Source organism: Candidatus Hydrogenedentota bacterium (assembly GCA_019695095.1).
Classification (GTDB): domain Bacteria; phylum Hydrogenedentota; class Hydrogenedentia; order Hydrogenedentales; family SLHB01; genus JAIBAQ01.
This window is the reverse complement of record JAIBAQ010000143.1, coordinates 1-15,795: the sequence shown is the minus strand read 5'-3', so window position 1 is coordinate 15,795 and position 15,795 is coordinate 1. Positions and strand designations below refer to the sequence as shown.

10 protein-coding genes are annotated in these 15,795 nt (G+C 58.7%); 8 read left to right on the top strand and 2 right to left on the bottom strand.

Annotated elements, in window-relative coordinates:
* The first annotated feature begins 335 nt into the window (after window positions 1-335).
* On the top strand, window positions 336-1,886 hold the full coding sequence (locus tag K1Y02_19210; protein ID MBX7258500.1) for a sugar isomerase: 1,551 nt from the start codon (window positions 336-338) through the stop codon (window positions 1,884-1,886).
* A gap of 337 nt (window positions 1,887-2,223) precedes the next feature.
* Complete coding sequence (locus tag K1Y02_19205) at window positions 2,224-3,504, top strand: hypothetical protein (GenBank protein MBX7258499.1); 1,281 nt, start codon at window positions 2,224-2,226, stop codon at window positions 3,502-3,504.
* A 237-nt stretch (window positions 3,505-3,741) separates the two neighbouring features.
* Here K1Y02_19205 and K1Y02_19200 read toward each other — a convergent pair whose 3' ends face one another.
* Window positions 3,742-5,385 (bottom strand): glycosyltransferase family 39 protein, encoded by a 1,644-nt coding sequence (locus tag K1Y02_19200; GenBank protein MBX7258498.1) that lies wholly within the window; start codon window positions 5,383-5,385, stop codon window positions 3,742-3,744.
* 268 nt (window positions 5,386-5,653) lie between these two features.
* Here K1Y02_19200 and K1Y02_19195 point away from each other — a divergent pair, with 268 nt between their 5' ends.
* From K1Y02_19195 to K1Y02_19175, 5 genes are read left to right on the top strand one after another with little or no spacing between them, the layout of a single operon-like run.
* The gene (locus K1Y02_19195; protein MBX7258497.1) at window positions 5,654-7,270 is read left to right on the top strand and encodes a peptide ABC transporter substrate-binding protein; all 1,617 of its coding nucleotides are present in this window, start codon (window positions 5,654-5,656) and stop codon (window positions 7,268-7,270) included.
* Window positions 7,271-7,279: 9 nt separating this feature from the next.
* Window positions 7,280-8,203 carry an ABC transporter permease gene (locus K1Y02_19190; protein ID MBX7258496.1) on the top strand — a complete coding sequence of 308 codons (924 nt, stop codon included), beginning with the start codon at window positions 7,280-7,282 and terminating at the stop codon, window positions 8,201-8,203.
* Window positions 8,193-9,068: an ABC transporter permease subunit gene (locus K1Y02_19185; GenBank protein MBX7258495.1), complete on the top strand. Its 876-nt coding sequence runs from the start codon at window positions 8,193-8,195 to the stop codon at window positions 9,066-9,068. Before K1Y02_19190 ends, K1Y02_19185 begins: the two co-directional genes overlap by 11 nt.
* 5 nt (window positions 9,069-9,073) lie before the next feature.
* Entirely contained in the window at window positions 9,074-10,051 is a 978-nt protein-coding gene (locus tag K1Y02_19180) for an ABC transporter ATP-binding protein (GenBank protein ID MBX7258494.1), read from the top strand.
* The gene (locus K1Y02_19175) at window positions 10,048-11,070 is read left to right on the top strand and encodes an ATP-binding cassette domain-containing protein (protein ID MBX7258493.1); all 1,023 of its coding nucleotides are present in this window, start codon (window positions 10,048-10,050) and stop codon (window positions 11,068-11,070) included. The genes K1Y02_19180 and K1Y02_19175 overlap by 4 nt, the downstream gene beginning before the upstream one ends.
* A gap of 32 nt (window positions 11,071-11,102) precedes the next feature.
* Here the strand turns inward: K1Y02_19175 and K1Y02_19170 are convergent, their stop codons facing one another.
* Window positions 11,103-12,263 (bottom strand): HD domain-containing protein, encoded by a 1,161-nt coding sequence (locus tag K1Y02_19170; protein ID MBX7258492.1) that lies wholly within the window; start codon window positions 12,261-12,263, stop codon window positions 11,103-11,105.
* 256 nt (window positions 12,264-12,519) lie between these two features.
* Here K1Y02_19170 and K1Y02_19165 point away from each other — a divergent pair, with 256 nt between their 5' ends.
* Window positions 12,520-15,582, top strand: coding sequence for a DUF2339 domain-containing protein (locus K1Y02_19165; protein MBX7258491.1), 3,063 nt, complete (start codon window positions 12,520-12,522; stop codon window positions 15,580-15,582).
* Window positions 15,583-15,795 lie beyond the last annotated feature (213 nt).

The following is a 15,795-nucleotide window of genomic DNA, read 5'->3' as shown; positions in this document are numbered from 1 at the left end:
ATGGAGGGCAAATTCCGTTGGCTTTGCACGGATATAGTGGATGACGTTCCTCCCGCGTATAGAAATCCAGCTCAGACACATCACGTCGAGAATGAAGTCAATGAGCCGGCCCATGTAAAATAGTCCAAATTGCACGCAGCCCCTCCCCGAAGATTGCAGCGTGTTCGAAAAAGGCCTCCGGAAACGGAGGCCTTTGCTTTTGGTGGCAAAAGCGTACTGGGGCCGTGAATTGGGCTTTACAGCAATTCCCCGAGGTGTATACTGGCGTCAGGGGCCGCGAAGACGGGCCGTCGAAGTGGGGGGACCGCCAGCGGCATTACCAGGGGGAGCGCGCCATGCATTCACATCAGGGTTGCTGCGGGTGTTCGTCTCATGAGATGGGACGCCGGTCTTTCTTGGCATCCGTAAGCGGGGGGGCAGCGGCAGCGGCCGTTCTTTCCGGCTGCGAGACGGTTACACCTGCGCCACTTGCGGCGGCGGTACCCGCGATTCATCGTGTCCCCAACTTGAAGCGCAAAACGTTGACCGTTCAGCCTGCTTTGACGTGTAGCGATCACACCCGGCGTGAAGCCACCAGTTGGCGGCCGTGGGGCGGGTTGCACACGGACGCGGACATCAGCGCAGAGACGGCGCGCATTTCCGACGACCTGAAGGCCATGCAGGCAAAGGCCGAGTTCCCGCTGGAGATACGTCCGGTTGTGCGCGTATCTGACCAAGCCACCGCAAGCAGGCTGCGTCAAGGGGACGCGGACGTCATGCTGGTGTATGGGGCTTCGGGCGAGATCGAACCGCTGATTTCAGCGGACCGGCACAACATTGTGTTTGTACGTCACAAATCAGGGCCCGTGTATCTCTGGTACGAAATAGCTCATCCGCGCTTGCTGCGGAAGACCGTCGACACCTGGGGACAGCCTGGACTGGAACCGGCCGACATCGTGGTCGACTCGAATGACGACGTGTTATGGAGGCTGCGGTCGCTGTCGGCATTGAAGAACACGCTCGGGTGCCGCATCGTCGCAATTGGCGATGCGAGCGGTTGGGGCGCAGGAGGGCAGAACGCCCCGAAGATTGCAGCCGAACAGTGGCGAATGAATATCGTGCCGGTGAGCTACGAGAAACTCGGGCCGCAGATCCAAGCGGCGCGTGCGGACGCGGCCAGCATGAAACGCGCGGAAGTGGCCGCGGCGGACTATCTGAAGATGCCACGCACAAAGCTGGAGACAAAGCACGATTATGTCGTAGGGGCGTTTGTGTTGCGCGATCTTTTTGTGTCGCTGATGGCGGAACACGACGCGCCCGCGATGACGATCAACAATTGCATGAGCACAATCATGCCGCTATCGAATACAACGGCATGCTTGACGCTAAGCGTGATCAACGACGACGGGATGATGGCATTCTGCGAATCCGACTTTGTCGTGATTCCTTCTGGAGTGTTGTTGCACTACATCTCGTCCGTGCCGGTCTTCCTGCAAGACCCGACGTATCCGCATCATGGGATTATCACGCTGGCTCATTGCACCGCGCCGCGACGTATGAATGGCAAGCATGATGAACCGGTCCGATTGTTGACGCATTTCGAATCGGATTTCGGTGTGGCCCCGAAAGTTGATATGCGCGTTGGGCAAGTGGTGACGGTAATCGATCCGGATTTCCAGAGCGAAAAATGGGTCGGATTCCGCGGGACGATCAAGGACAATCCTTTCATGGATATCTGCCGGTCGCAGGTGGACGTTGCGATTGAAGGCGACTGCGACGTGCTGGCTCAGGAAATGCGCGGTTTCCACTGGATGTTGGCGTACGGCGACCACCTGAAAGAACTGGGATACGCGCTCAAGAAAGTCGGTGTGTCATTCCACGACCTTACCGCGAATCGCATCGCATGAAGTGACGCGGAGTCGAAGACGGGACCATTTTTCAACTCAGATCTGCGCCGTCAATTAGAGTGTCCGCGCGCACACGTCGATCTGCGAGAGTGGTTGTGCCAAGGTTCCCGCATCATGTAGCGTAGCGGGGAACCGCTGGGCTGTGCTGCACATACGCATTTCTAAAAAGCATGACATCTTTGAAGAGCGGCGGCTTGGCCCCTACCGAACGACGCAGTAAGCGGTGACCGGATTGGGATTCGGGAGATGGCGCCAGATCGCCGCCTCCTTTGCATTGCTGCAATGCTCATAAGCCTTGGATATGCTCATTGCATACCACTCCCCGGGAGGGTTTTCCGTGGCAATTCGCAGACATCTACTACTGGCGCGTCAGGCTGACCGAGAAGCATACGTCCAGGCGCTGCGTCAGACCCCCTTCATCGCAATCGAAGACGCAGGCCCGTGGTGCTGGACCGTTGCCTCCGCCTTGGCCGAATCGCATGAATACATGTTGGATGCCGCATCAAAAGCCAAAGCGCCCTTTCTGCTATTCACCACCTTCGATGGCGATGGCTGGTTCGTCTCCGCAAGCGCGGCGGGCAGAGTGACAAATGGGAAGCACGAATTCGCAAAGGACTGGATCGAAGGCAACAAGCCGGCGGCGAAACGCGTCGCGGGTCTTGTTGCGCTGATAAAGAGCGTTGCCACTGATGCCGATGAACAAGCCGTCGCAGACGCGCTCTCCGGACGCGCCCTATGCAATGCCGAAATGGAATCCGACCTCGGCGATCTTCCTCGCCTCCTGCACGTACTCGGCGCAACCGGCATCGTGGAAATCCCGGAAGATCCTCCGCAGCGCCGTCGGCGGCGCAACCAGCCCACCCGCACGCTTTCTCTGCTCAAAGGACATGCCGGCCGTGCTCGTAGCGCCATCTCCGGTGTATCGATTCCCGTGGAACACGCTGGCGATCTAGCCGCTTTGGCCCTCTTCTGCGACCCCGATGCCTACATCACTCTGATTGCGGAAGGCACAGACCTCCCGGAGGTGACGCTCGACATCCCATGCAAAATTAGCGAGAGTCACGGAACCGTCTATGTCGAAGCCGACGGAGGCATCGGACTCAAAGCCAACGTCATAAAGCGCGCCGCGGAGTTTCTCGCGCCGGTTAATGGACTCGAAGAACTTACCATTGTCTCAGGCCGCAGCCGCAACGGAAAAGACGCCGGTTGGCACCGCTACGCAGGCCCGGTTGCCAAGGGCCGATGGCAGATAGCCGAAGCCACACCCTCAGTTGACAGTGCTATCCTCGCGGCCGGAGTTCACCTGATCGGTCAATTCCGCACGTCGGCACCTATCCAGTGCGCATCCGAATCGGAAGCATTGGCGGTCGTGAACCGCTGCGCAAAGAGCTGTTATCTCTCACCGGACAATGCGCCTCGCCAAAACGGAGCCAGTCTCATCGCCGCGAAGGATTCCCGCTTCTACGTTATTCTGGAAATTTTTCGCATACGGTTCGCCAAGACATGGGATGCCTCCGCTGCGCAAAAGGCCGAGGCTGCCGAAAAGCGGCAGTGGGATCGTCTCGAAGAGGCCATTATCCAAGCTGCCGAAGCTCGCGGCCTGCGCCCGAAAAAGTAGTACCGAGGGGCGGGAAGTGACACGGCTCCTCAAACTGTATATATGCCGCTTGTGTCAGTCTCCGAATCCCACTCTTCTTCATAATCGCGGCTACAATTCGGACTAGGTTTTGGCCGTGCTGTAATACCTCGCGGAAAACGAGCGCGTTTCTCCCGGCTTCACTTGCGTGCGCGGCGGAACGAGTTCGAGATTAACCTGCATGTACGGCGTTATTGTGCCGCGAAATACGCTGTTGAGTTAGTTCGAAAGCGAGTCTGCCTTCCGCTTGAGGATGAGAATGTGGCGTTGGGTGAAACCGAGCCAGCTCGTGTAGGCAACGCGATCGATTTCTTCGTACCCATCGCGGGGAAGGAAAGAGACGGCATAAGCATCATCGACAACCCACCAGCCGCGTCCTCCTAAATCTTCGCCGGCGCGTAAGCGGGCCATGTACGCGTCACTTGTGTAGATGCCATTGAATTCATAGCCGCCGTCAATCTGTGTATCGGGCACATTGTGGACGACACGAAGAACGTCGACAGCCTGCCAACGCGCGCGGTTCCACGCCAGGTAATCCTGCAGGCTCACGATGGAGAATGCGTAGGACAGAGCACAGAGGATCAAAGTGGCCTTTCTGGATCGTGAAGAGGGTGACGCAATTCTCGCGCTACGGGGTGCGGCTGCGAGTATGAGCAGCAGCGCGAACGTGGGGAGCAGGTAGCGATCGAAGTAAACCGAGTGCGCGGGAATCGCCGGGGCGACGATCAGAAGTAGTGCAAGCACCAGCAGGAAGAAGCGCTGCGTGGTGCGGATGCGATGGACCCTGCGCGCCTTGTGACGCATGGCAATCTGACTTGCGACGAAGAACGCAGCGCTGAGCGCGGCGAGGACAGTCAAGGGCCACCAAAACAACGGTCCGGCACGGAATGGCGACCAATCGCGATTGAAGACGGTGGCGTCGCGGAGCAGGAGCGGGCCGACGCCGAAGTCGCGGAGGATATTGGGGAAAAGCGGTAAGGGACCGAGCAGGGGAAGCATTCCAAGCATGAGACCGAGAGTACATGCGAATACGTACGCCCTGCGCCGGCTCCAGCGGAGCGGGGTAGGCAGAGTCACGGGGAGCAAGAAGAGGCCCAGCGTGAGGGTGGTAATTGTGGCGAAAACGAGCGTCATTGCGGCGTCAGGGGTACGCAGGCCGGAGACGGCCTCGCTCGGGTAGAACACCATGTCCTGGGTGTAGGTCAGCCAGAGGGCAATGGGGATGGCCACGAGCCAGGGGGCGATGTAGGCGAGCGATATGCAGATGCTGTCGCGTAGATAAATCCTGCGCCACGTCATCGCAAGCGCCAGGGTAAACGCGACGGGAATGAGCAGGCCGAATTGGCGGTCGAGAAAGGCCGCTGTCGCTAACAGCGAAGCGCCAACGGCGGTCTTGGCAGAGGCACGCCGCAACAGACGCAGATGAAAGAGCACTGACAGTGCGAGGCAGGCGATAAACGGCACATCGGTCATGAAGGTGTAGGCAAGATTGAGGAAGATCGGATTGGCCACGAGCACAAGACCGGCGCATCGGGAGGCCCAGCGGCTTGCGCCAGCCTCGCGCGCGGATTGCGCCACGGCCCAAGCGGCCAATACAGCCAGCGCTAGCGTCGAAACGCGAAGCGTAGTGTAGGAATAGCCGAGGACGAGGCTCCACAACGCGCCCCAAATGGTCTGAGAGAATGCAAATGCGCTTGAATACGGGTGTACCGCAAAATGACCGTCCAGGTGCCAGCGCACCATCGTTGCGTAGACCCAATCGTCGTTGAGCGGGAAATCGTGGGTGGGAGGCACAACGATGACGGCAAGCAGCAACGCAAATGCATACAGCGGCGCGCGGCGTATGGAGTGCAACACGTTCATTGCTTGGGCGCGCCGGATCGAGCGCGACTCGGCCCGCTCCGCGTTTCTGTGCGTCTAACGTTCATTGAGTAATCCCGTTGACCCAGCCGCCATTATTCGAGGTACCTCGCCCACGCGCAAGTTGGTCCGCAAAACCTCCGCAGTCCGAACACGCAAGGATCCCGATCTCCGCGATTCAGGCGCGGCCATCTCTTTAGCACGCCTTCCCTTCCCTGTATAATGCCCGGCACGTCTCTTGAGGTGACGCACGAAAGGGTTGATTCATTCAATGAAACTGCGAGCAAGCCTTTGTGTTGGGGTGGCTTTAATCTTGACTTGCGCCGTGGGGTGCACAAGTGGAGGCGGAAACGCTGCCGATGGCGCGATTTTGCACGTGGGGGCCGGCGCCGAACCGCAGAATCTCGACCCTTATCGCGTCACGGGTCACAACGAACACCGCATCCTTACGTCGTTGTTCGAGGGCCTCACGACTCTGAACCAGGTGACGCTGGCAGTCGAACCGGGGGCCGCCGAATCGTGGACGGTCAGTCCGGATGGACTGGTCTACACGTTCAAGCTAAATCCCAATGCGAAATGGTCAAATGGCACACCGGTCACCGCGAAGGATTTCGTGTACGGGTGGAAGCGCCATCTGTCGGCGCGGTTGGGTAGCGAATACGCGTACATGCTGTGGTGCATCGTGAATGCCGAAGAGTACACCAAAGGGAAGGTCACGGATTTCAGCCAGGTGGGCGTCAAAGCTTTGGACGATACGACGCTGGAAGTAACCCTGAAGTATCCGGTACCCGCCTTCCTCACGATGCACATACATTACTCCTGGTTTCCGGTTTTGCAGTCCAACGTGGAGGCATTCGGGGCCATTGACGATCCCAACAACACGAAGTGGACGCTTGCGGGAAACATGATCTCCAACGGTCCATTCAAGTTGGTGGAATGGTCGCCCAATCAGATCATTCGGGTGACGCGAAACGATTTCTATTGGGACGCGGCCAACGTGAAACTCGATGGCGTCGAGTTCTATCCCTACAGCAATCTTCCCACAGAGGAACGTGAATTTCGCGCGGGTAGGTTGGATGTTACGGAATCTCTTTTAGCGACGAAGATCGAAACCTACCGCCGTGAACACCCCGAGTTGTTGCACATCGATCCGATGATTGGAACGTATTTTTATCGGCTTAACGTGACGCGAAAACCGCTGGACAATCCGAAGGTGCGCCGAGCGCTGGCCATGAGCATCGATCGTCAATCGATCTGCGATAACGTGCTCTTTGGCGCGGTCGTTCCTGCCGCCGCATTCACGCCGCCGGGGCTTGCCGGATATACGCCGGAAGCATCGATTCCCTACAACGTCGAAGAGGCCCGTAAGCTCCTGGCGGAAGCGGGCTATCCCAACGGCGAGGGCATGCGGCCGCTCGATATTCTCTTCAATGAGAGCGAAGACCATCGCCGCATTGCCGAAGCAATCCAAGACATGTGGAAGAAGAACCTCAACGTCGATGCGCGCCCGACACAACAGGAGTGGAAGGTTTATCTCAATTCGATGACAACGCTGGATTACGACGTCGCGCGTTCGGCATGGATTGCAGACTACCTTGACCCGATCAACTACTTGGAGTGTTTTGAAACGGGAGGCGGCAACAACCGCACGGGCTGGTCGTCGCCTGAGTTCGATGCGCTGGTCGCGAAGACGCGCCTCTCGCCGGATCAAGAGGTTCGTTTCCCCTTGTTGCAGCAAGCGGAGAGACTGCTTCTGGATGAAGCGCCGCTCGCGCCCATTTATTCGTACCGCCAGCGGTTCCTGTTGGCTCCGCGCGTGCAAGGGCTGAAGTCGAACATGCTTGGTTATTTGAACTACAAGAGTTTCTCGATTTCCGATGCAAATTAGGGAACAGCAATGATACGGTTCCTGGTTCGCCGCGTTCTGGGACTCGTACCCGTCTTCTTGATCATTGTCACTGTGATCTTCTTCCTGATCCGCCTTGCGCCCGGCGGGCCGTTCGAGCAGGGAGAACGGTTTGTCGCTCCCGAGGCTCTCGAACAACTCCGCGCGGCATACAACCTCGACGCGCCGCTCTATAGGCAATATCTCGACTACCTCTTCGATCTCGTGCGTGGCGATTTGGGTCCGTCGATGAAGCAACCGAGCCGCACGGTTGCGGAATGGATCGCATTGCGCGCGCCGGTTTCGATGGAATTGGGGTTCTACGCGCTATTGGTCGCGTGCACGTTGGGACTCTTGGCGGGAGTAACCGCGGCATTGCGGCCCAATAGCCTGACGGACTACGTTCCCATGTCATTTGCGATGGTCGGTATTTGCGTGCCGATCTTCGTGTTGGGTCCGCTGCTGATGTTGATTTTCTCAATTTGGCTTGGCTGGCTGCCCGTTGCCGGGTGGGGTCCGCCCAATACAAAGATACTTCCTGCTCTTACCCTCGGCGCGCCGTACGTCGCCTACATTGCCCGGCTCGCGCGCGGCGGCATGTTTGAAGTCCTCGCGCAAGACTTCATTCGCACCGCGCGTGCCAAGGGACTCAGCGAGGCGCGCGTTGTACTTCGGCACGCCCTTCGCGGCGGAATACAGCCTGTTGTCTCGTTCCTAGGGCCTGCGGCAGCGGGGCTGCTGACCGGGTCATTTGTGGTGGAGAAGGTATTTCAGATTCCGGGACTCGGCAGCCAGTTTGTGGACGCCGCCTTCAATCGCGATTACACCATGCTGTTGGGAGCGGTACTCTTTTATGCGGTACTGATACTCGTGTTCAATCTGCTCGTAGACGTCGCGCAAGCATTGCTCGATCCGCGGGTGCGCTATGGCAAGTGATGTAACCGTAGTCGAACGGGGTGCGTCACTTTGGCGAGATGCGTGGCAGCGGCTCCGGCGCAATCGCCTTGCAGTGATCGGTATGTCGATCCTTGTCATCGTCGTTCTTGCCGTAATTGTGGGGCCGTGGCTCTCTCCGTACTCGTACGAAACCCAAGACCGCGCAAAAGGCGCGGTCCCTCCGAATATGTCGAATTGGTTCGGCACGGACACGCTGGGGCGCGATCTCTTGACACGCATTCTGTATGGTGGCCGCATATCGTTGATGGTGGGGATAGCTGCGACATCCGTATCGCTGCTGATTGGCGTGCTATACGGGGCCTTTGCCGGATTCGCGGGAGGCCGCACCGACGCAATCCTCATGCGAATTGTGGATATCCTGTACACGCTGCCGTTCACGATTATCGTGATCATCCTTTCGGTGTATTTTCAGAAGAGCCTGGTGCTGCTGTTCATGGCCATCGGTGCGGTGGAATGGCTGACCATGGCGCGCATTGTGCGGGGGCAAGCGCTTTCGTTGATGCAGAAGGAATTCATCGAAGCAGCGCAAGTGATGGGGTTGCGCCGCAGGCGAATCGTTTTGCGGCATCTCATTCCCAACGCATTGGGTCCGATCATCGTCTACACGACGCTGACGATTCCCCAAGTGATGTTGCTGGAGGCTTTCGTAAGCTTCCTGGGGATGGGCGTGCAGCCGCCGATGAGTTCGTGGGGGCTGCTCATTCACGACGGAGCGAACGTGATAGAAGAATACCCCTGGATGCTGATCTTTCCGAGTCTCGCGCTCTCTCTCACGCTGTTCTCACTCAACTTTCTCGGCGACGGTCTGCGTGATGCGCTGGACCCGCGCATCGCCAAGGATTGACGGGTATGTCGTTGCTCATCGTCGAAGACTTGCGAACGTACTTCCGGCTCCGCTCGGGCACCGTGCGCGCAGTGGACGGCATTTCGTATTCGGTGGAGCAAGGCGAAACGTTGGGGATAGTGGGAGAATCCGGTTCAGGCAAGTCCGTCTCCAGCCTGTCGCTGCTTGGCCTGATTCCAATGCCTCCGGGTTCAATCGAATCCGGCGTTGCACATTTTGACGGCATTGACTTGTTGAGTTGCTCGAGCGCCCGACTTCGCGGAATTCGAGGCAAGCGCATATCCATGATCTTCCAAGATCCCATGACCGCGCTGAATCCCTATCTGACGATTGGGGCGCAGGTCATGGAGCCACTGAGGATTCACGAGCGATGTTCGCGCGGAGAGGCCCACCGGCGCGCCGTGGAGATGCTTGAGGCAGTCGGTATCCGAGACGCCGATCGCCGCATGCGCGCGTATCCGCATCAATTCAGCGGCGGCCTTCGCCAGCGCGTGATGATTGCCATGGCGTTGATCACGCGGCCGCAACTGCTCATCGCCGACGAACCGACCACGGCGCTGGACGTGACCGTTCAGGCGCAGATTCTGGATTTGATCAAGCGCCTGCAACGTGAATTAGGGATGGCCGTAATTCTTATCACGCACGATTTGGGCGTGGTCGCGGAAACCTGTGATCGCGTTTTGGTAATGTACGCGGGACGTATCGTCGAGTCGTCGCCCGCCGAAGCGCTCTTTGACAAGCCCCAACATCCCTACACGGAGGCGTTGATGGCCTCGCTTCCATCGCGTCGCGCGAAGGGAGAGGCGCTGTACACGATTCCTGGCATGCCCCCGGATCTTGTGCAGCCCATCAAAGGATGCGCGTTTGCGCCGCGGTGCGAGAAGGCCACCGGAATTTGCCGCACAAGCAGTTGCGAGTTGCGTTCGGGCGACGGCGCGCGGGCGACGGCGTGTGTGCGGATACAGCGTGGAGAGTTGGGATGACGATTGCCAACGGCCCCATACTCGATGCGCGCGACATCGCGGTCCACTACCCCGTATCCGAAGGCCACCTGTTTGAAAAGCGTGTTGGAACCGTGAAGGCCGTAGACGGCGTAAGCATCTCATTGCAGCCCGGAGAAATGCTCGGACTTGTCGGTGAATCGGGATGCGGCAAGTCGACGTTTGCGCGAGGCATTCTGCGCTTGGCCCCTCTTACGCGTGGTGAAGTCTGGTTTGAAGGGCGGAACTTGGCGGCGCTGTCGCGCGAAGAGTTGCGCACGGCGCGCCGGCGAATTCAGATGGTGTTTCAAGACCCGTTTGCATCGCTCAATCCGCGCATGAACGTCAGCGATGCGATCGCGGAACCAATGCGGGTGCATCGGCTGGTGCCAAAACGCGACGTGTCCATGGCCGTGTCGGGACTGATGGAACGCGTGGGGCTGGCATCCCGGCACGCGCTGAAGTATCCCCATGAATTCAGCGGTGGACAGCGACAGCGCATTGCGATCGCGCGCGCGTTAGCGCTCAAGCCTGCGCTGTTGATTGCGGATGAACCCGTCTCTGCGCTGGATGTGTCGGTGCAGGCGCAAATCCTGAATCTCATCGCGTCCCTTTGCCGGGAAGAGCGTCTGACGCTATTGCTGATTTCGCATGATCTCGCGGTCGTGCGTCATCTCTCGCACCGAATTGCAGTGATGTATTTGGGGCGAATTGTGGAAATTGGCGATGCTGAGAGGGTGTTTTTAAACCCCGGTCATCCCTATTCTCAGGCCCTGTTGAGCGCAATACCTTCGCCGAATCCTCACCGCAAACGCGATCGAGGAAAACTGCTGCTGAAAGGAGACCCTCCGTCTCCGCTGAATCCGCCGGTGGGTTGTGCGTTTCATCCGAGATGCCCCTACGCGACCCCCCAATGCTCGGAGTCCGTGCCGGAGCTTGCGGATCGGCAAGGCGATGGCCACCGGGTGGCGTGCGTACGGCTGGATGAATTACCCGCGTGGACAGAGGGCGATAAGTCGTAGGTAGCGGCTTGCACAGTCGTTCGAGTTGAGACTCAGAAGAGGGGTTTGCCGCGAAGCAAGACGTCTTCAACAGCCTTCATGTCGAGCTCGACAGGAAGGATGAGTTTCCCGGCAGGGTCTCGATACAAGGCAATGACGGGCTTGTCGAGTGAGGACTGCCGTACTTCAGTCACGATTCCGACGTACCGGTCGTACTTGCCCCCATCGACAACGACCTCGGTTCCCAGTGGATACACAGGGGCAATTCGCAGAAACGCCGTGACGAGTTCGCGGTTTAGACGGGTTCCCGCGTAATCCGATACGGTACGCAATGCTTGATCGGGTGCGAGCGGCCTGGGAGCGCCAATCCCGTTCAGGAGATTGTCATACGTATTGGCGACGGCGGCAATCTCGCCAATCAGTGTTGGAACAGGTGTCGATAGGTTACGGTCACGCTCAATCGTATTGCTGCCCACCAATCCTCGAGGTTTGCCCGAGCCGTCCTGATGTTCGTGATGCTCGTAAGCAACGTGGGGCGCAAGAATATCCGGGTCGTCATTGTTCTTGAGCAGCTCGTAACCGAGCAACGTGTGAAGTCGAACCGATTCGCGGTCTCCAGACTGCTTGTCGAGAAACACCTTGCCAATATCGTGCAGCAGACAACCGCTGGCCAGTTGCTTTAGCCGTTGCGCGGTCATGCCGATGTGCCGTCCAAGCATGACGGCGACCACGCACACGTCGATGGAGTGCTCGTAGAGCGCGGAATCTTCGCTCTTGATGGAAGTGAGACCGGCCAGTGTGCTGCGCGTAAGGACTTCTTCGAGAATCGAACTGATGCATGACATCATGGCTTTCCACACCGGGCCTTGCGTGAATAGAACGCGCATGCGGTCCGAGGAACAAAAGCTTCTCACGTCTTCAAAAGACGATGAACGAAGTGAGGCGAACTCTTTCTCTATCGTCTTGACGAGTTCATCCATCGCGCTGAGCGCTTTGGCGCGCACGACGGGATCAAGGCTCTCTTCGGGTTCGACGTCAATGCCGGACTCCGTATCGGAAACGTAGAGATACGTATACCCCTTGCTCTGGAGCGACTTGATATACCCTTCGGTCAGTTTCACACCTGCATTGAGCAGGGTAGTGCCCTTGGAATCCAGCAAGGGCTTGCCAACCACATTCCCTGGCTCCAGCGATGAAACCGGAATAATTCGCACGGAAGTCTCCTCCAAACCGGGAAACATCCTAACAGAAGGTGCGGCAGGCGCGATACGCATTTCGAGTAGAACATGTCTGAACTATGAAACTGAAGGCGTCCAGGTCGGGCGGTTGAATGACAAACGCGATCGGACGCCCGGATGCGTGCTGCCGGGGAAATTGCCGTAAACGTCACAAGAACAACGTGCTCGCTTAGATTCTTGCATGATATTTTCCGCCGCCGTATTGTTATGGCATGCAAGGGGATGGGAGTCTATGCCGGACATCAATGAGTTAAAGCAAATTCGGCGCGAACTGGCCGACGTCATGGATCGTGTTGCCGAGCTGAGCAGTCGCCTGCGACAACTTGAGGCTGCGGAGGCAAAGGGCGAGCCGGCGCCGCCGGTCCAAGGTGTTGAACCTCCACGCGAACCGGTCAGGGTCGTGCCGCCCCCCCTGCCCGTTGCTCCATCGGCGGGATCGCCATCCGCGCCTGTTCGACCTGCCGTGGCGCCGCCGACGGTTGCGGCCAAGGCTGACGCGCCTATAGCGGGCCGTGAGTCGACGGCGATTCCCAGTCCGACGCCCGCTCCCAAGCGCGAGTCTGCGCCTGCGGCCAAATCTCCTGCCAAGCCAAGCCAACCCGGCGGTTGGGAAATGACCTTGGGTTCCTATTGGCTTCCGCGGCTGGGAATTCTTCTGCTGGCGATGGCGGCCGTGTTTGGATTGAGCGCAGCCATGAACGCCTGGGGACCCTGGGCTCGCGTCGGGGTAGGCTACGCCGTTTGCGCTGTGTTCCTGGGCTGTGCTTGGTGGTTGGAGCGCAAATACGCACGGTATGCGCAAGTGCTGTTTGCGGGCGGCCTGGGGTTAAGTTATTTCGTTACGTATGCGGCGCATTTCCTTCAATATGCGCGCATCATCGAGAGTACGACGGTAGGTATCGCTCTACTGGCAATCGTGGTTTTGATCTGGGCCGCATTCGCACACCTCCGAAAGTCCAGCATTGTGGCCACGCTCGTTGTGTTCATGGGCAATCTCACCGTGTTGCTGACAACGCTGCAAGGTGGCGAGATTGTGCCGTTTTCCGTCGCAGGCATCCTCGTGCTTGGAATTGGCAGTGCTTTCTTCTTGCTGCGGCATCGCTGGTACTACGTAGCGGTTCTCGGACTAGTCGGCTGCTACGTGAATCACGTCGTGTGGGCTGTGAGCGTCGAGTCGAGCGGACGAACCCAGGACTTCTGGATCGCCCTTGGCTTCCTGATTTCGTATTTCCTCATCTTCGCGCTGGCCGAGCTGTTCTCGCCGGAAGAAGTGCGCCGGAAGACTATTCCCACGTGGGTGCGAACATCGTTTCTGACGGTGAATTCGGTAGCGTTCTTTGCCATTGCGAGCATGCAAGTCGCTGGCTTCAAACTCTATGCCCCGCATCAGGATGTCTTTCGTTTCTACTTTGCACTCGTGCTTCTGCTAATCGGTCTGGCCTATCTTCGATTACGCGCAAACGATCCGCTGTACAACGCTTACATCACGAAAGCCATTGTCGTGGCGACGTACGGACTGACCGCGCGCTACGGTGGCTCCACTCTGACGGCATGCCTATCCGTGCAGACCCTCGCGCTGCTGTACACGGCGAGACGGTCCGGTCTCGTGGTGACGCGCATCCTTGCGTTTGGCACGGCTGGATTGGCTTTCGCGCACGGCGCAGTCACGTCCCTTGGGATTAATGCAGCACCGTATTCAGGAGAAGGATATCTTGATAGCCTCTTCGAAGCGGGACTGACAGTCCTTGTGTTCTTCGCGGCATCGCAGTTGTACCAACGAACCGACTGGAGCATCCGTTCGCCCAAACAAGCGCCGCGGTTCTTGCGCGATGTGGATGAAATGCTGTGGCGCCTCGACCTGATCGCCGAGAAGCCGCGCGAACTTCGCGATGCGCCGAAGCCGCTTTGGGGACTGTTGTTTCCCTTCTTGTACGCCCTGGCAGGCGCCGTTTTGCTTGTGGCGTATACACCCCAATTGACTCAGGACACGCATCGGGCACTGGTCCTTTCGGGGGCTGTCCTTGTGTTCACGTTGCTGGCGCCGATCCTGTCCTCGCGACCATTTGGCCTGACCGCAATGGCACTGACCGTTTGCGCGTTGTTGCCGGCAACCTTCGAAATTGCTGGTCAACCGTCCGCGCGCCTATGGCTTGCGATTATGACGGCGGCCTTCCTGTTCGCAGCGGCATTGCGCAGCGACACGCGGCTTGTAGGCCGCTCGGAGGGCCTCCATTTTCAGCAGAATCCCGCATCGCCCTATTTTCTCTACGCATCTGCGGTATGGCTGGTGGGGCTAATCCTGCGGCGGGAGTGGCCTCACTTGGGAGGTGTTGTTGCCCTGGCGGCCGCCGCGTTCGTGTTGGCTGTGCTCGTGCTGCGGTTGCATCCCGGAGCCATGGCCTGGGTTGGAGCGGCCATGTTCGCGTGGGCGGCTGGGCGTTGGTTTGTCCTCAAGAACATTGAACCTTCATTCTTCGCGTCGGCATTGCCTTGGGCATTGGTTGCGGCAGGTGTGGCGCTCGATCGGTACTATTCGAGCCTGCGGCGGTTTTCCCCTGTGCCGATTGCCGGCGCGTTAACCATTGCCGCCGCGTGGTGTGTCGCCAACATCCACGTGTGGAGGATCGTCCTCCCGCCATGGGTCTGGTTCTGGGGATCGGTAATTGCCATGGCCTTTTTGGCCTATGCGCTGGTGTTTCGGTCCGCGACCTCTGCGGTACTGAGCTTCTTGGGAGCCGCCATCGTAACGGGGAGCATCGTCACTGCTGCGCAGAATGCCGATTTCACCGTTGTTGGTTTGGTGGCGGGCTTCGTGGCCATCGCCGCCTATTGGGGAGCCATGGAGCGCGGCACGAACGCGCTCGTCGCGAGCACGACGCCCTCGCGCACCGCTGTTACCGGGTTCGTGTTCTGCTATGTGGCGGCGGGACTGCTGGTGCTGTTGCCCATACGCGTCCCGTTGCACGGAGCGAGTCTGATCGGCGCTTGGGCTGGATTGGCGCTGGTACTGTTCCTGATCTCCGTGCCGTTCCAGCAGAAGCACTATCGATATGCCGGGCTCGTTATCTTTGCGCTGTCCATCGGGCTCGCATTCTGGGATACGGTCATCAAGTCCACATCCAATCTGCAACGCTTTGTCGCGTTCTCGGTGTTGTGTGTCGTGGTGCTGCTGGTCGCGTACGGTTACCAGCGTGCGATGCTGCATCTGAGCGGCTCGGAGAAGCAGAGTGGGGATTCGGAGCCGGCGCCGACCTCTTCCTCGTCGCAAGACGCGCCGCCCGACACACAGGCATAGGCCGGACGTCACAATGAAAAAACGGCTTCCCGCCCTGAGAGGAGCAGGAAGCCGACATTCTGCAACGAGTTAACGGGATCTGTTAAAGGGTCGCGGTCATCGTTTTCTTGCCGAGTCCTAGATGTGCGCTGATTACGCCAGCCGGATCGCGCCAGAAACCGAATAGGCTGTCATACCACGTGGGATGATCGAGAAGAGCCTTCGCTGGGATCT